The organism is Methylobacterium mesophilicum (assembly GCF_022179445.1).
Taxonomy (GTDB): Bacteria; Pseudomonadota; Alphaproteobacteria; order Rhizobiales; family Beijerinckiaceae; genus Methylobacterium; species Methylobacterium mesophilicum.
This window is the reverse complement of the sequence record NZ_BPQU01000001.1, coordinates 416,893-431,561: the sequence shown is the minus strand read 5'-3', so window position 1 is coordinate 431,561 and position 14,669 is coordinate 416,893. Positions and strand designations below refer to the sequence as shown.

18 protein-coding genes are annotated in these 14,669 nt (G+C 65.6%); 13 read left to right on the top strand and 5 right to left on the bottom strand.

Annotation, left to right across the window (positions count from 1 at the left end; all coding sequences use genetic code 11):
• Nucleotides 1–215 precede the first annotated feature (215 nt).
• The 7 genes from madL (at nucleotide 216) to MFF40_RS02180 (ending at nucleotide 6,049) form a co-directional block, all read left to right on the top strand.
• Entirely contained in the window at nucleotides 216–653 is a 438-nt protein-coding gene (gene madL / locus MFF40_RS02210; RefSeq protein WP_147856368.1) for a malonate transporter subunit MadL, read from the top strand.
• A gap of 41 nt (nucleotides 654–694) precedes the next feature.
• Nucleotides 695–1,459 carry a malonate transporter subunit MadM gene (gene madM / locus MFF40_RS02205; protein ID WP_147898951.1) on the top strand — a complete coding sequence of 255 codons (765 nt, stop codon included), beginning with the start codon at nucleotides 695–697 and terminating at the stop codon, nucleotides 1,457–1,459.
• Nucleotides 1,460–1,486: 27 nt separating this feature from the next.
• On the top strand, nucleotides 1,487–2,158 hold the full coding sequence (locus MFF40_RS02200) for a GntR family transcriptional regulator (protein WP_147856369.1): 672 nt from the start codon (nucleotides 1,487–1,489) through the stop codon (nucleotides 2,156–2,158).
• Nucleotides 2,159–2,393: 235 nt separating this feature from the next.
• Nucleotides 2,394–3,587: an ABC-three component system protein gene (locus MFF40_RS02195; RefSeq protein ID WP_147898941.1), complete on the top strand. Its 1,194-nt coding sequence runs from the start codon at nucleotides 2,394–2,396 to the stop codon at nucleotides 3,585–3,587.
• A 15-nt stretch (nucleotides 3,588–3,602) separates the two neighbouring features.
• Nucleotides 3,603–4,106 (top strand): three component ABC system middle component, encoded by a 504-nt coding sequence (locus MFF40_RS02190; RefSeq protein WP_147898940.1) that lies wholly within the window; start codon nucleotides 3,603–3,605, stop codon nucleotides 4,104–4,106.
• Entirely contained in the window at nucleotides 4,088–4,699 is a 612-nt protein-coding gene (locus MFF40_RS02185) for a hypothetical protein (RefSeq protein ID WP_238259532.1), read from the top strand. The genes MFF40_RS02190 and MFF40_RS02185 overlap by 19 nt, the downstream gene beginning before the upstream one ends.
• A gap of 216 nt (nucleotides 4,700–4,915) precedes the next feature.
• Nucleotides 4,916–6,049 (top strand): DUF3732 domain-containing protein, encoded by a 1,134-nt coding sequence (locus tag MFF40_RS02180; protein WP_238259529.1) that lies wholly within the window; start codon nucleotides 4,916–4,918, stop codon nucleotides 6,047–6,049.
• A gap of 6 nt (nucleotides 6,050–6,055) precedes the next feature.
• Here the strand turns inward: MFF40_RS02180 and MFF40_RS02175 are convergent, their stop codons facing one another.
• Nucleotides 6,056–6,451, bottom strand: a complete 396-nt coding sequence (locus tag MFF40_RS02175) for a cell division protein ZapA (protein ID WP_238259528.1) — start codon at nucleotides 6,449–6,451, stop codon at nucleotides 6,056–6,058.
• Between the two features lie 38 nt (nucleotides 6,452–6,489).
• Entirely contained in the window at nucleotides 6,490–6,777 is a 288-nt protein-coding gene (locus MFF40_RS02170; RefSeq protein ID WP_238259526.1) for a DUF4164 family protein, read from the bottom strand.
• Between the two features lie 550 nt (nucleotides 6,778–7,327).
• On the opposite strand from MFF40_RS02170, the gene gap reads away from it, so the two are divergent.
• The 6 genes from gap to MFF40_RS02140 all read left to right on the top strand — a co-directional run bounded on the left by gap (nucleotide 7,328) and on the right by MFF40_RS02140 (nucleotide 13,003).
• Entirely contained in the window at nucleotides 7,328–8,332 is a 1,005-nt protein-coding gene (gene gap / locus MFF40_RS02165) for a type I glyceraldehyde-3-phosphate dehydrogenase (RefSeq protein WP_147898041.1), read from the top strand.
• 88 nt (nucleotides 8,333–8,420) lie between these two features.
• Nucleotides 8,421–8,897 carry a hypothetical protein gene (locus tag MFF40_RS02160; protein ID WP_147898040.1) on the top strand — a complete coding sequence of 159 codons (477 nt, stop codon included), beginning with the start codon at nucleotides 8,421–8,423 and terminating at the stop codon, nucleotides 8,895–8,897.
• 25 nt (nucleotides 8,898–8,922) lie between these two features.
• Nucleotides 8,923–10,125, top strand: a complete 1,203-nt coding sequence (locus MFF40_RS02155; protein WP_147898039.1) for a phosphoglycerate kinase — start codon at nucleotides 8,923–8,925, stop codon at nucleotides 10,123–10,125.
• 133 nt (nucleotides 10,126–10,258) lie between these two features.
• Nucleotides 10,259–11,329 carry a class II fructose-bisphosphate aldolase gene (gene fba, locus MFF40_RS02150; protein WP_147857692.1) on the top strand — a complete coding sequence of 357 codons (1,071 nt, stop codon included), beginning with the start codon at nucleotides 10,259–10,261 and terminating at the stop codon, nucleotides 11,327–11,329.
• 16 nt (nucleotides 11,330–11,345) lie between these two features.
• Nucleotides 11,346–11,990 carry a thiamine phosphate synthase gene (locus MFF40_RS02145; RefSeq protein WP_238259524.1) on the top strand — a complete coding sequence of 215 codons (645 nt, stop codon included), beginning with the start codon at nucleotides 11,346–11,348 and terminating at the stop codon, nucleotides 11,988–11,990.
• On the top strand, nucleotides 11,987–13,003 hold the full coding sequence (locus tag MFF40_RS02140) for a tetratricopeptide repeat protein (protein WP_147898037.1): 1,017 nt from the start codon (nucleotides 11,987–11,989) through the stop codon (nucleotides 13,001–13,003). The genes MFF40_RS02145 and MFF40_RS02140 overlap by 4 nt, the downstream gene beginning before the upstream one ends.
• A gap of 245 nt (nucleotides 13,004–13,248) precedes the next feature.
• Here the strand turns inward: MFF40_RS02140 and MFF40_RS02135 are convergent, their stop codons facing one another.
• From MFF40_RS02135 to MFF40_RS02125, 3 genes are read right to left on the bottom strand one after another with little or no spacing between them, the layout of a single operon-like run.
• Nucleotides 13,249–13,689: a cupin domain-containing protein gene (locus MFF40_RS02135; protein ID WP_147855283.1), complete on the bottom strand. Its 441-nt coding sequence runs from the start codon at nucleotides 13,687–13,689 to the stop codon at nucleotides 13,249–13,251.
• Nucleotides 13,686–14,096: a carboxymuconolactone decarboxylase family protein gene (locus MFF40_RS02130; protein ID WP_238259522.1), complete on the bottom strand. Its 411-nt coding sequence runs from the start codon at nucleotides 14,094–14,096 to the stop codon at nucleotides 13,686–13,688. The genes MFF40_RS02135 and MFF40_RS02130 overlap by 4 nt, the downstream gene beginning before the upstream one ends.
• 10 nt (nucleotides 14,097–14,106) lie before the next feature.
• Nucleotides 14,107–14,532, bottom strand: a complete 426-nt coding sequence (locus MFF40_RS02125; protein WP_238259521.1) for a DUF779 domain-containing protein — start codon at nucleotides 14,530–14,532, stop codon at nucleotides 14,107–14,109.
• Nucleotides 14,533–14,669 lie beyond the last annotated feature (137 nt).

The window sequence follows — 14,669 nt, the reverse complement described above, 5'->3', positions numbered from 1 at the left end:
CCCTCAGTATGCAAGAAGCAGGATAAACCCGCGGTCTTGCATTTTCAAAGCCGTTCTCATCACAGTTTCGTATACGGGATTGCCGAAGTGTCAATATCTTGCATACTGGTCGGCAAGCAACGAGCGACTGATTCGGGAAGGAGACGCCCTATGTCGAGCGCGTCGAGACGGGCGCCGCCGCGCCCCGCATACACCGCCGCGGGAGGGCAACGCCGATGATCGTCCTGGGTGTCGCCCTCCTGGCCGCGTGCACGCTGGTCGGCGTGTATCTCGGTGATCTCCTCGGCGTCGCGCTGGGGGTGAAGGCCAATGTCGGCGGCGTCGGCATCGCCATGATCCTGCTGATCGTCGCCCGGCTCTGGCTGTCCCGCCGGGGCGCCCTGACCAAGGGCGTGCAGTTCGGCGTCGAGTTCTGGGCCGGCATGTACATCCCGATCGTGGTCGCCATGGCGGCCCAGCAGAACGTGGTCGCGGCGGTGAGCGGCGGCCCGATCGTGATCATCGCGGCCACCGGCTCCCTGGTCCTGTGCTTCGGCGCGGTGGCGCTGCTGAGCCGGATCGGTCGGCGCGATCCCGGCAGCCCGGAGGTCGAGCACGGCGGCTCCGTGATCGGCGGCGAGGCCGATCCGGTGCCGGCCGGGAAACAGGGGTGAGCGCCATGGAACACGCGATGGACAACGACCTCGGACATCGGATCTGGCACGGCATCGAGCACGTCTTCATCGAGCAGAGCCTGGTGGCGGCCTTCGCGGTGGTGGGCGCCCTGATCCTGGTCTCCAACCTGGCGGCCAAACGCTTCACGAGGGGCCGCGTTCACGGCTCGGCCATCGCGATCGTGCTGGGGCTGGGGCTCGCCTATGTCGGCGGGCTCTACACCGGCGGGAAGAAGGGCGTCGCCGACATCCCGGCGCTGGCCGGAATCGGCCTGATGGGCGGAGCGATGCTGCGCGACTTCGCCATCGTGGCCACCGCGTTCGAGGTCGACGTGATCGAGGCCCGCCGGGCCGGGCTGGTCGGCGTGCTGGCGCTGGCGCTCGGCACGATCATCCCGTTCCTCGTCGGCACGCTCACCGCGGTGGCGTTCGGCTACCACGACGCGGTCTCGATCACGACCATCGGGGCGGGGGCGATCACCTACATCGTCGGCCCGGTGACCGGGGCGGCGATCGGGGCGGATTCCACCGTCATGGCGCTCTCCATCGCTACCGGGGTGACCAAGGCCGTGATGGTGATGGTCGGCACACCATTGGTTGCGAAACTGATCGGCCTCGACAACCCACGGTCGGCTATGGCCTATGGCGGCCTGATGGGGACGGTGAGCGGGGTCGCGGGCGGGCTCGCGGCGACGGACCCGAAGCTGGTGCCCTACGGGGCGCTCACCGCGACCTTCCATACCGGGATCGGCTGCCTGGTCGGCCCCTCGATCTTTTACTTGACGGTGCGGGCTCTGGTCGGTTGACCGACTGCGGGGACGCGGGACCAGGTGATGCACGGCGAGTTCCAGAAGATCGACACCGGGCTTCTCTCCGACCGGATCCGCAATGCGCTCACCGACGCGATCACGTCCGGTGAGATCCCGGCCGGCACGGCCCTCGACGAGCAGAACCTCGCGCAGCGCTACGGCGCCTCGCGCACCCCGGTGCGGGAGGCGCTGCGCCAGTTGGCGGCCTCCGGGTTGGTGGAGGTCCGCCCGCGCCGGGGCGTGGTGGTGGCCCGGCTGACGCCGGAGCGCATCGCCGACATGTTCGAGACCACCGCGGAGATCGAGGCGATGTGCGCTCGGCTGGCGACCTACCGGATGACGCCGCTGGAGCGCGGCCGGCTTATGGACCTGCAGGAGGATTCCGCCGCCGCCGTGGAGGCCGGCGACGTCGACGCCTACGACCGGCTCAACCGCGCCTTCCACGAATCGCTCTACGCGGCGACCCACAACAGCTTCATGGCCGAGCAGGCCCTGGCGATCCGCGAGCGCCTGGCCGCCTTCCGCCGGACCCAGCTCCGCCACGGCGACCGGATCCGCCGCTCACGGGACGAGCACGGCGAGATTCTTGCCGCCATCGCCGAGGGGGATGGGGAACTGGCTGCGCGGCGGATGCGGGCGCACATGCTGCGGGCTGCCGCGGCGTTGGGGCGGTATATTGCGGATACGGTTGGTTGAGGGGGGGCGGAAGTTGGTGCCGGTCAGATTTGGCCCATTCCGATCGCACGAGCAGCTATCAGCGCGGTCCGATAGCGAGTTTAAGCTCGGGCATTGTTGGCGCGAGCACCGAACCTAAACTCACGATGCGTCTTCAATAAATGGCGCCCACATTTTGCAACGTGAGGTGGCGAGAAGCGCACGCGTCTGCTAAGTCTCACACCGGGCCATAAAATGCGAGGCTGAGCTGACGAGCATGTCGCCTGGCGTGAACAAATATGGGGCGACGGCGTCAGCTACCGGCTACCTATACCAATGCCGGTACGCGCTCTTCGCTGGCGTTCAAGCCATAGCCGAAAACCCCAATCTTGAGATTTCTCTAGAGCGTTTCGACGACGTTGCGTTTGAACAGGCTGGTGAACCGGTTAAGCTGATCCAGGCGAAGCATCATATCGCGAAGAAGGGCAATCTCACAGACGCAAGCACCGATCTTTGGAAGACCCTGCGTATTTGGGCCGACCGAGTATCTACTGACATTGATGCTCCATTCAAAACCTCGTTCGTCCTGATGACAACAGGCATAGCTCCCCCGGAATCTGCGGCAAGCTACCTTCGCGCCCGTGAGCGCGACGAAGCCAAAGCCTTAGAAGCCCTGATCAGGGTTACGGATACTTCTACGAATGAGATTAACCAGGCCGCTTACTCAGCATTTCTCGATCTGCTCCCAGAAGCTCGGCTGAGCTTGTTGCGGGCCATCATCGTTCTTGACGGGTCATCCAACATCATCGACGTTCACGATGACCTAACATTTGAGTTGCGCCACGCTGTCTCGAAGAATCACTTGCTCCTGTTTATAGAGCGTCTTGAGGGTTGGTGGTTTAATGTGGTCGTGAGGGCGCTAACAGGTGGTGGCCCGGCGTCGATCCCAATATCCGCGATCGAGAGTAAGATGGATGAACTCCGCGAAGGATTCCGGCGTGAAGCACTTCCGATCGACTACGCCGACCAAACACCTTCGGAAGCGGTCGTCGCTGACCTCGACAAGCGGCCGTTCGTGCGCCAACTCCGGCTGATTGCTGTGGGACCGAAGCGTGTTGAGTTCGCGATCCGCGATTACTATCGAGCATACGAGCAACGCTCCCGTTGGGCTCGTGAGGAACTTCTCGTCAATGGAGAGATCGAAAACTACGAGCGGGAATTAGTTGAAGCCTGGGAGCCACTTTTTGAAGCCGTCAGAGAAGAACTTGAGGAAGGATGCCCGGACGGGCACAAAATTTTGGCTGGCCAGAAGATATTCAAGTGGGCTGAGACCCAAGCAGACTTCCCCCTTAGAACTGTTCGGCAGCGGTTCTTGACGCATGGTAGCTTCCATATACTGGCAAACCGGCACATCGTCGGATGGCACCCGGAACATCAAGCTCACAAGCCTTCCGATCCCGACGATACCTGAGGTTCGCTACTAGTGATGCAGCCCTGGGTGAAGCGCGCCGTTGAAGAGGCTAACCTGTTCAATCCAGCGTTCTGTGCGACGCTCTTAACGAAGGCAGTCGTCGACTTCGGGAAAAAATCGGGAGGGCGTCCAATGCCTTTCGCACTGGCATTTCTGGTGCTGCCGATCACTATGCATCGCGCCACGCGTCAGGCGCTTCCAGGCTCCACCATAACGTCAATGCTGCCCTGGTTGCAGGAACATAGGGAGCAGCTCGTTGACTTCCCTGGACGTGTAAAGAGGTTAAAGCCCTTTAGCCAAGAGGCAATTATGTTCGCGATCGCAAATGGCGCGTTGGCGGTCGAAGAAGGGGGCGGTCTCGTAGCCGGCAAGAATAAGGTTTCTACAACTGAGAAGAAGACCGAATTTTTTACGGCTGAAGCGCGCGAGTGCGTGGACCGCGCGGGCTTTCTCGGGCGCTGGTTATCGACGGCTGGCGCCTCGGTCACGATTATTGCAGCATGGAGTATAGCTCTGTGACAATACAAATTTCGAAGATTATTCTTTACAATTATGAGGGAGATCTTCGAGAGCTAACGTTTCGAACCGGCGCGTTTAATATTCTGACTGGAGCATCTAAGACGGGCAAGTCAGCATTGATAGATATCATCGATTATTGTACAGGTCGCGGCGAATGCTATGTTGCTGAAGGTGTAATCAGACGTCATGTCGCTTGGTTCTCAGTGCTATTCCAACTTGGCGACTCTCAAATCTTCGTGGCGTGGCGGAATCCGGGTCCGGGAGAGCGGACGAGTGGTGACGTTCACCTAGAGCGCGGGCGCGATATCACTCCCCCCTCATTGGCTGCGCTTCACAAAAACACGACAGTGGACGCCGTTGAGAAGTTCCTCGCGGCGGCGGTGGGAATCAGTGAGAACGAGCACCGCCCACCGGTTGGTCAGACCCGAGCACCGCTCGAGGCAAACATTCGGCATGCCTTGGTTTTTGCGTTTCAAGATCAGGACGAGATCGATAGTAAAAAAGTGTTATTTCACCGCCAACAAGACAATTTTATCGCACAATCGATCAAAGACACGTTGCCTTATTTCTTGGGTGCAATCGATGAGGATTGACTTCTCAAGCAAGCGCAACTCGATGCTGCGCGGCGGCAGCTTCGTCAGCTAGAGCGGCAACTTCGTGAAGCTGACGACTTGGACACAAGCAGCTTTCCCCGTGCACGAGGGTTATTTGAGGAAGCGAAGCAAGTTGGGCTGATAGACGAGCGGCTCACTGCTTCGACATACGGGTCTGTAATTGCAGCTCTGCGAGATGCGACGCGGGATGACATCGTGCGGGATGAGCTTCTCGTCGGCGACGGAGCTGATGCTCTTGCCGACCTACGGAACGAACGTCAGGGACTTCGCGCCGAGTTGGAAAATATTAAGGCGGAATTACGCTCGACTCGTCTGTTTAACTCGGAAAGCACAGGCTACGAACGTGAGGCAAAGGAACAGCGCGCGCGGCTAAGCGCTGTGGGTTTGTTCAAGAAAAGCGACCATGAAGGGCAACATTGCCCACTGTGCGAGAGCCGTCTCGAAACTCCCATTCCATCAGTGCGTCAGGTCGCAAGATCGCTGCGCGATATTGCCGAGCAACTCAATGCCGTAGAGGCTGAAAATCCCCGCCTTCAGCTCAGATTGGTGTCGCTTCAGCGCGAAGAAGAGCAGATAGAAAATCGACTACGGGAGAACCAGCAACTCATTACAGCTCGCGTTCGCGAGAACGAGATTTTGAAAGTTCAACAAGACAACTTCATTATTCAAGCCCGAACAATAGGGAAAATAACTCAGTATCTTGAAACAGCTTCAAGCGCTCAAGACGGATCTGCGCTCCATCGCCAAGTGGAGGCGGCGCGCTCGCGTGTAACACTTCTAGAGCAAGAACTCGACGTGGAAATAGTCCGAGAGCGTATAGAAGCGTACCTAAATATCATTGGTCGCTACATGACCGACTACTCTGTTGATCTTGACTTAGAGCATAAAGGCAGCCAATTGCGGCTTGACATCAAGAATCTGACCGTAGTTGCTGATACACTCGATGGGCCAGTGCCGCTTCAGCGTATGGGTAGCGGCGAGAATTGGGTCGGGTATCATGTGCTCGCACACCTAGCACTTCATAAATGGTTTCGTTTAAAAAAACGGCCTGTGCCGGCTTTTCTCATCCTAGATCAACCTTCGCAAGCGCACTATCCCCCTGAGCGCGACGCGGACGAAGGTTCAATTGTTGCGCTTCCAGACGAGGACAAAACTGCCGTCTACCAATTGTTCGCGCTAATCGCACAAGTAGCAGATGAGCTTGCCCCACACCTTCAAATCATCCTGATGGATCACGCCGATTTAAAGGAACCCTGGTTTGAAAAAGCGATAGTTGAACGTTGGCGACGTGGAGAGAAGCTGATCCCCGCAAGCTGGTTAAACGAATGATGTGATTTACAAAATCTCCCGAGCCACCCCACCCTTCCCCACGCCGCTCCCCCCCAAAGAATCCGCCAGCTTCCCGATCCTCTCTGCGGCCCGCCCGATCCCGTCGACGGCGCGAGCGGCGTCTTCCGCGCGGCTGCGCTCTGCCGCGTCGGCGGTCTTGCGCAGCTCCGCCGTCTCGGCCTCCAGGGCGGCGTGGCGGGTGCGCAGCTCGGCCAGCTCGTCGGCGATGGTCAGGGCGGCCATCACCTGGAGGCGCATGTCGCCGATCTCGCCGAAACTCTGGCGCATCTCGCCGATGCGGGCGCCGAAACCCTCGGCGAGCCCGGTGAGGTGGGCCTCCTCGCCGGCGCCGCAGGCCATGCGGTAGAGCTTTCCGTCGATGGTCACGTTGATCTGAGGCAAGGATCGCTCCGATGGACGGCGGCGCTGGACGGAACCGGTCAGGCCCGGCCGAGCACGCCCTGGACGGTCTGGATCGCGCGGTCGAGCCGCTGGCCGACCAGTCCGGTCGTGGCCTCGACATCGGCCAGATGCGCGCTGGCGGCGTCGAGGGCGGCGGCGAGCCGGGCCCGGTCTTCGTCCATCAGCGCCAGCTCGGCGTCCCGGTCGTCGGGCTCGGCCTCGGCCTCCAGGCGGCGGGCCACCACCGCGTCCAGGCGGCTCAACGCGGCGTCGAGCCGGGCGAAGGCCGCGTCGATGGGGTTCGGGTCCGTCCTGTCGTCGGCCATGGGGCTCCGCTCGCCGGGCGCATCGTCCCGACCGCGCGGGCTTTCAGGCGACGATGCTTCGGGGCCGTAAGTTTCGGCCGGATGCGTCCGGAATTCCAGTCCGAAATGTTGGTGCGTGTCCACGCCGTTACGGCTCAGCAATCGCCGCCGCACAACCCTGTCTATTGGATGTGGAATAGGCCCGTGTTTGTCACGGGCGTGCGTTTGACAGGTGGAGACGCCATGTTAGACAGCCGCGCGCTCCCGGAAGGGGCCGCTTCAGATAGGCTGGAAGGCCGATCCGTGACAGTCCCGTGGCCTCAGCCAACGCCGTCGGATCCGATGGGCGCGGCCGGAGCGGCCCGGCCTCTCGCGGCCCGGTTCATCGCAGGTTCAAACCCGCCCGCCCAGATCGGCCCCGCCCGGTCGGCCTGGAGGCGGGCCGCCCCGGCGTCATCCCGAAAGGCGGGTTTCGGCTTTCGGACAGGATGAGGCCACACGAACGACACTGCGCCGAGGACCGGGCGACCGGCCCGGTGCGCGGTGCTCCGCAGCAGGAAGGAGTCACACCGTGACGAAGGTTGCCATCAACGGGTTCGGACGCATCGGCCGCAACATCCTGCGCGCCATCGCGGAATCCGGCCGGACCGACATCGAGGTCGTGGCGATCAACGATCTCGGCCCGGTGGAGACCAACGCCCACCTGCTCCGCTTCGATTCCGTGCACGGCCGGTTCCCCGGCGAGGTCGCGGTGGACGGCGAGTTCCTGGTGGTCAACGGCCGGCGCATCAAGGTCACCGCCGTGCGCAACCCGGCCGAGCTGCCGCACCGCGATCTCGGCGTCGACATCGCGCTCGAGTGCACCGGCATCTTCACCGCGAAGGACAAGGCCAAGGCCCATCTCGACGCCGGCGCCAAGCGCGTGCTGGTCTCGGCGCCGGCCGACGGCGCCGACCTCACCGTGGTCTACGGCGTCAACCACGACAAGCTGACCGCCGAGCACCTCGTCGTCTCGAACGCTTCCTGCACCACCAACTGCTTGGCGCCGGTCGCCCAGGTGCTGGACGCGGCCGTGGGCATCGAGCGCGGGTTCATGACCACGATCCACTCCTACACCAACGACCAGCCGTCGCTGGACCAGATGCACAAGGATCTCTACCGGGGCCGCGCCGCCGCGCTCTCGATGATCCCGACCTCCACGGGCGCCGCCAAGGCCGTGGGCCTGGTCCTGCCCGAGCTGAAGGGCAAGCTGGACGGCACCGCGATCCGCGTGCCGACCCCGAACGTCTCGGCGGTGGACCTGGTGTTCACGGCCAAGCGCGCCACCTCGGTCCAGGAGATCAACGACGCGATCAAGGCCGCCGCCGCCGGCCCGCTCAAGGGCGTGCTCGGGGTGACCGACCAGCCGAACGTCTCGATCGACTTCAACCACGATCCGCACTCGTCCACCTTCCACCTCGACCAGACCAAGGTGATGGATGGCGTTCTGGTGCGCATCCTGACCTGGTACGACAACGAGTGGGGCTTCTCGAACCGCATGGCCGACACGGCCGTGGCGATGGCCAAGCTCATCTGAAGACCTTTGACGCCCGCCGGTCCGGACCGGATCGGCGGGCGCCGCTTCGACCGAACGGCCTTACCTCGAACCAGGGGATCATCCCGGGATGACCGACGCTTCGCAGGGCACGTCGAGCGGACAGGGCGCCGTCGTGACGCCTACGCCCAGACCCGTCACTTCGCCGCCACCGCTGGCGACGGCCGCCCCGGTGGCGACGGCGCCCGCGCAGGGGCTGCCGGCGAGCCACCTCCTCGACCAGCTCGCGCGGATCGAGGACAAGTGCTCGCGGATCGAGGACAAGTACGCGCGCTCCGAGTCCCTGCTGTCGCGGGTCGAGGACAAGGTCGAGAACGCCGCCAACCGGATGAATGAATCCGCCCGGCAATCCGACCTCGCGGCCCTGCGCACCGAGATGCGTGGGCTCGCCGACCGGACCCGGCGCCTGCCCGGCACCGGCGCGCTGGTGCTCACCGCCGTGATCACCGCGATCCTCACCGTCGTGCTGATGGTGGCGGTGCAGCGCCTCAACCTCGACCGCCTGATCCCGGCGCCGGCCGCCACGTCCGGCACCACCGTCCAATAACAGCCCTCGACCCGCACAGGACCGCATGAGCGCCTTCCGCACCCTCGATGACGCCGGCGCCCTGACGGGCAAGCGCGTGCTGATGCGCGTCGATCTCAACGTTCCGATGGAGGACGGCCGCGTCACCGACGCGACCCGCATCGAGCGCGTCGTCCCGACCATCCGGGAGGTCGCCGAGAGGGGCGCTAGGGTGATCCTGCTGGCCCATTTCGGCCGCCCCAAGGGCAAGCGCGAGCCGAAGGAATCCCTGGAGCCGGTGGTTCCGGCGCTGAGCCGCGCGCTCGGCCGCACCGTCGCCTTCGCGGCCGATTGCGTCGGCGACGACGCGGCCCGGGCCGTCGCCGCGTTGAAGGACGGCGACGTCCTGCTCCTGGAGAACACCCGCTACCATTCCGGCGAGGAGAAGAACGACGCGGCCTTCGCGGACGCGCTCGCTTCCAACGGCGACGTCTACGTCAACGAGGCGTTCTCCGCGGCACACCGCGCCCACGCCTCCACCGAGGGCCTGGCCCATCGCCTGCCGGCCTATGCGGGCCGCGAGATGCAGGCCGAGCTCGAGGCCCTGACCAAGGGCCTCGAAGCGCCGCAGCGGCCGGTGATCGCGCTGGTCGGCGGCGCCAAGGTGTCGTCCAAGATCGACCTTTTGGAGAACCTCGTCGCCAAGGTCGACATGCTGGTGATCGGCGGCGGCATGGCCAACACCTTCCTGCACGCGCAGGGCAAGGCGGTGGGCAAGTCCCTGTGCGAGAAGGACCTCGCCGAGACCGCCCTGCGCATCCTGGCGGCCGCGGACAAGGCCGGCTGCCGGATCATCCTGCCGGTGGACGCGGTGGCGGCGACCGAATTCAAGGCCCAGGCCCCGCACGAGACCGTACCGGTGGATTCGGTGCCGGAGGGCAGCATGATCCTCGATGCCGGCCCGCGCTCGGTGTCCGAGATCAACGCCGCCATCGACGACGCCAAGACCCTGGTCTGGAACGGCCCGCTCGGGGCCTTCGAGCTTGCACCCTTCGACGCCGCCACGGTGGCCGCCGCCAAGCACGCGGCCGCGCGCACCGAGGCCGGCCAGCTGGTCTCGGTCGCCGGCGGCGGCGACACCGTGGCCGCCCTCAACCATGCGGGCGTGGCCGCCGCCTTCACCTACGTCTCCACCGCGGGCGGGGCCTTCCTCGAATGGTTGGAGGGCAAGGCCCTGCCGGGCGTCGAGGCGCTGCGGGCGAAGGGCTGAACGGTCCGGAGGCGCCGCCGGAAGGCGCCTCCCGCTCTGCTGCAGACCGATCTATACAACGGAACGAACGCGAATTGAGGCGCCTCCGGCGATCGGGCGGATCGCCGGACGGCAAGCGGGAAGATAAGAGACCATGGCACGGATCACCCTCAGGCAGCTCCTCGACCACGCGGCCGAGCACGAATACGGCGTGCCGGCGTTCAACCTGAACAACATGGAACAGGGCCTGGCGATCATGGCGGCGGCCGACGCCACCGACTCGCCGGTGATCCTGCAGGCCAGCCGCGGCGCCCGCGCCTACGCCAACGACGTGGTGCTGGCCAAGCTGATCGACGGCCTGGTCGAGATCTACCCGCACATCCCGGTCTGCATGCATCTCGACCACGGGAACAACGAGGCCACCTGCGCCACCGCGATCCAGTACGGCTTCACCTCGGTAATGATGGACGGTTCGCTCAAGGGCGACGGCAAGACCCCGGCCGACTACGCCTACAACGTCGAGATCACCCGCAACGTCACCAAGATGGCCCATTGGGCGGGCGTCTCGGTCGAGGGCGAGCTCGGCGTGCTCGGCTCCCTGGAGAGCGGCCAGGGTGAGGCCGAGGATGGCCACGGCGCCGAGGGCGTGCTCAGCCACGACCAGCTGCTCACCGACCCGGACGAGGCGGTGAAGTTCGTGGAGGCCACCAAGGTCGACGCCCTCGCCGTCGCCATGGGCACCAGCCACGGCGCCTACAAGTTCACCCGTCAGCCTGACGGCGACGTGCTGGCGATGAACGTGATCGAGGAGATCCACCGCCGCCTGCCGACGACCCACCTGGTCATGCACGGCTCGTCCTCGGTGCCGCAGGACCTGCAGGACATCATCAACCAGTACGGCGGCCAGATGAAGCCGACCTGGGGCGTCCCGGTCGAGGAGATCCAGCGCGGCATCAAGCACGGCGTGCGCAAGATCAACATCGACACCGACAACCGCATGGCGATGACCGGCCAGATCCGGAAGATCCTGACCGAGAACCCGTCCGAGTTCGATCCGCGCAAGTACCTGAAGCCCGCGATGGATGCGATGACCAAGCTGTGCAAGCAGCGGTTCGAGGAGTTCGGCACCGCCGGCAAGGGCTCGAAGATCCGCCCGGTCTCCGTCTCCGAAATGGCCAAGCGCTACGCCAGCGGCGCGCTGGACCCGAAGATCGGCGCGCGTTGACGCGCCGGCCGGCCCAATGAGCAGCAACCAGCGCCTCGCCCTCCTCGGGCCCCACAACCTGGATGCCGACGGCATCGACGCCTTCGCGGCCGCACTCGGTGCGGCCTGCGCGGCGGGCGACGTCGCGGCCGTGATCCTGCGGCTCGCCGCCACCGACGAGCGCGGGCTCACCGCCCGGGTGAAGCAGGTCGCGCCGATCACGCAAGAAGCCGGCGCGGCCCTCGTCGTGGCCTGCCCGGGGTTCACCGGCGACCTCGTCTCGGTGGCGACGAGGGGTGGCGCCGACGGGGTGCATGTCGACAAGCCGCGCGACCTGAAGGACCTGCGCGACCGTCTCCGAGAGGGTCGCATCCTCGGAGCGGGCGGCATCGAGACCAAGCACGGTGCCATGGAGGCGGGCGAGGCCGGCATCGATTACCTGATGTTCGGCGGTCTCTATCCGGACGATGTCGCCCCGGAGGCCGACACCGTGCTGGCGCGCGCCGAATGGTGGGCCGAGATCTTCGAGACGCCCTGCGTCGCGGTGGCCGCGACGGCGGACGAGATCGGCCCCCTGGTCGCCACCGGGGCCGAGTTCGTCGGTCTGGAGAGCGGCCTGTGGCTGCCCGGGACTGACGTCGTCGCGCGGGCGCAAGCCGCGATCGCGGAGCGGGCCGCGTGAGTCTGCGCGTCCTGGTTCTTGCGGCATCCCTGGCCGCGGCGCTGCCGGCGCTCGCCGCGCCCAGCCCGCTCGATCCGGCCAAGATCGTCGCCCCGACCGACAAGACCGCGATGCCGGAGCTTCCGAGCCCCTACACGCCGAACTATTCCCGGGGCGCGGTCCCGCCCGCCAGCGGCCAGCCGGCGGACCTCGCCTACGGTGCCTACCAGCGCGGCCAGTACGTCACCGCCTTCCGGGAGGCGACCAAGCGGATCGAGGCCAATCCCAAGGATGCGGCCGCGATGACGCTGCTGGGCGAGCTCTACAACCAGGGGCTCGGCATCAAGCAGAACCCGGTCAAGGCCGCCGAGTGGTACCGCCTCGCGGCCGCCCAGAACGACGCCGCCGCGATGTCGTCGCTCGGCCTGATGGCGCTCGACGGGCGCGGCATGCCCAAGGATCCCAAGGCCGGCCGGCGCTGGCTGGAACAGGCCACGGCCCAGGGCTCGTCCACGGCCGCCTACAATCTGGGGCTGATCCTGATCGGCACCGGCGCCACCGCCGACGAGGCGGCCGCCGCCACGCAGTTCCGCAAGGCCGCCGATGCCGAGATCGGCCCCGCCCAGCACGACCTGGGCGTGCTCTACCTCCAGGGCCGCGGCGTCGCGAAGGATTCGAGCCAGGCGGCCCAGTGGTTCCGGCGCGGGGCCGACAACGGTGACCTCGCCAGCGAGGTCGAGTACGCGATCCTGCTGTTCAACGGCAACGGCGTGACCAAGGACGAGCGCTCGGCCGCCCGCTACTTCCTGCACGCGGCCTCGCGCGGCAACGCCATCGCGCAGAACCGGCTTGCGCGGCTCTACGCGGTGGGCCGGGGCGTATCCAAGAACCTGATCGAAGCCGCGGCCTGGAACCTCGCCGCCGCCGCGCAGGGCCTGTCCGACGCCTGGCTCGACCAGACGCTGTCGGGGCTCAGCGGCGACGAGCGCACCCGCGCCGAGCGGCTGGCCAACGAGCGCATCGAGCAGCGGTAGCGCTGAGGCGGAAAGAGCCAGGCGAGTGTGACGCCGAGTTTTCCCACGCACACCCTCATCCTGAGGTGCGCGGCGATCGAAGATCGCCGTGCCTCGAAGGAGGCCTCCAGATGCCTCAGCGACTTCTGGAGGCCTCCTTCGAGGCCTCCGCTTTGCTTCGGCACCTCACGATGAGGGGTGGGGGGTGGAAAGGCGTTTGCCCCGGTAACGGTCGCCTCACTGGCCCGCGCGAACAAACCGAAAGCCTACCCCTCGGCCTTCGACCAATCCACACCGGCTTCCAGTTCCGGCAGCAGGACCACGCTCTCCTGCTCGTTCGGGTCGGTCCGGGCGATCACCGCGGTGACCGGCTCGGTCCGGCTGCGGTTGTAGGGCAGGTGCGGCACGTCGGCGGCGATGTAGACGAACTCGCCGGCTCCCGCGATCGCGTGGTGCTCCAGGCGCTCGCCCCAGAAGCAGCCCGAGATCCCAGACAGGACGTGGATCGCGGTCTCGTGCGATTCGTGCTTGTGGGCGTGGGCGCGCTCGCCAGGCGGAATTTCCAGAAGCTGAAGATGCAACGCCTTGGCGCCCACCGCCTCCGCCGAGATCGCGGGGCGGTAGATGTGCCCCTGCTTGCCGCGGAACGGCGCGCTCTCGCGCAGGACCACAAGGCCCGGCCGTGATGCCTCGGATGCGTCGCTCATGATTCGCCGACCTTGAACGCGGAATCGACCGGGATCTGGAGGCCGTTGACCAGGGCGTTAGTCTGGTTCGCCATCCCGACCACCGCCAGGAACTCGCCGTGCTGCTCCGCGGTCAGGCCCTTCGCGCCGGCCGCGGCGGTGTGGGAGTGGATGCAATAGGGACAGCCGTTGGCGATCGAGACCGCGATGTAGACCAGCTCCTTGGTCAGCGGATCGAGGCTGCCCGGGCCCATCACGACCTTGAGGCTCGCCCAGGTGCGCTCCAGAAGGCCCGGATCGTTGGCAAGTCCGCGCCAGAAGTTGTTGACGAAGTCCGAGCCCCGGGTCGCCCGGATGTCGGCGAAAACCGCCCGCACCCGCGGGTCGGCCTCGGCTTCGGCATCGCTCCACAGCTTTACGGTCGCCATCTTGCCTCGCTCAGAGCTTGCAGGCGCCGTCGAGCGCCCGATTCTCGGCCTCGGTGAACAGGCGCGAGCGGATATGGAAGCGCTTTTCGCGGCCGTTTTCCAGAGAGAACATGCCGCCGCGACCCGGCACCACGTCGAGCAGGATGTGGGTGTGCTTCCAGACCGCGAATTGAGACCGGGAGATGTAGAAATCCGCGCCGCCGACCTGCCCGAGATGGACGTCGCCGTCGCCGATGATGAAGTCGCCGAGCGGGTAGCACATCGGCGAGGACCCGTCGCAGCAGCCGCCGGACTGGTGGAACATCACCGGCCCGTATTCGGACCGGAGTTCGTCGATCAGCGCCAGCGCCGCCGGGGTGGCAGTAACCCGCAGCGGCGTGCCGTCGGCGCCGACCTGCTCCGCCGTGGTGGCGTCGTTCGTGGAAACGGCGGTCATGCTTCACTCCCCTGCTGGCTGTGGGATATGCGCGCCGGGGTTCGGATTTCTACGGCGCGGCCCGGTTCGGCAGCAAACCCGGCCCCCAAAAGAAAAACCCCGGCCGCGAGGCCGGGGTGAAGTCGGCTCGGGGGTAA

Bases quoted from the DNA above. Each gene is read 5' to 3' on its own strand.
- MFF40_RS02190 (WP_147898940.1), top strand. From the start codon at position 3,603: ATGCAGCCCTGGGTGAAGCGCGCCGTTGAAGAGGCTAACCTGTTCAAT.
- MFF40_RS02135 (WP_147855283.1), bottom strand. From the start codon at position 13,689: ATGAGCGACGCATCCGAGGCATCACGGCCGGGCCTTGTGGTCCTGCGC.
- MFF40_RS02200 (WP_147856369.1), top strand. From the start codon at position 1,487: ATGCACGGCGAGTTCCAGAAGATCGACACCGGGCTTCTCTCCGACCGG.
- MFF40_RS02170 (WP_238259526.1), bottom strand. From the start codon at position 6,777: ATGGCCGACGACAGGACGGACCCGAACCCCATCGACGCGGCCTTCGCC.
- MFF40_RS02185 (WP_238259532.1), top strand. From the start codon at position 4,088: ATGGAGTATAGCTCTGTGACAATACAAATTTCGAAGATTATTCTTTAC.
- MFF40_RS02125 (WP_238259521.1), bottom strand. From the start codon at position 14,532: ATGACCGCCGTTTCCACGAACGACGCCACCACGGCGGAGCAGGTCGGC.
- MFF40_RS02195 (WP_147898941.1), top strand. From the start codon at position 2,394: ATGTCGCCTGGCGTGAACAAATATGGGGCGACGGCGTCAGCTACCGGC.
- MFF40_RS02155 (WP_147898039.1), top strand. From the start codon at position 8,923: ATGAGCGCCTTCCGCACCCTCGATGACGCCGGCGCCCTGACGGGCAAG.
- madL (WP_147856368.1), top strand. From the start codon at position 216: ATGATCGTCCTGGGTGTCGCCCTCCTGGCCGCGTGCACGCTGGTCGGC.
- MFF40_RS02160 (WP_147898040.1), top strand. From the start codon at position 8,421: ATGACCGACGCTTCGCAGGGCACGTCGAGCGGACAGGGCGCCGTCGTG.
- MFF40_RS02145 (WP_238259524.1), top strand. From the start codon at position 11,346: ATGAGCAGCAACCAGCGCCTCGCCCTCCTCGGGCCCCACAACCTGGAT.
- fba (WP_147857692.1), top strand. From the start codon at position 10,259: ATGGCACGGATCACCCTCAGGCAGCTCCTCGACCACGCGGCCGAGCAC.
- MFF40_RS02130 (WP_238259522.1), bottom strand. From the start codon at position 14,096: ATGGCGACCGTAAAGCTGTGGAGCGATGCCGAAGCCGAGGCCGACCCG.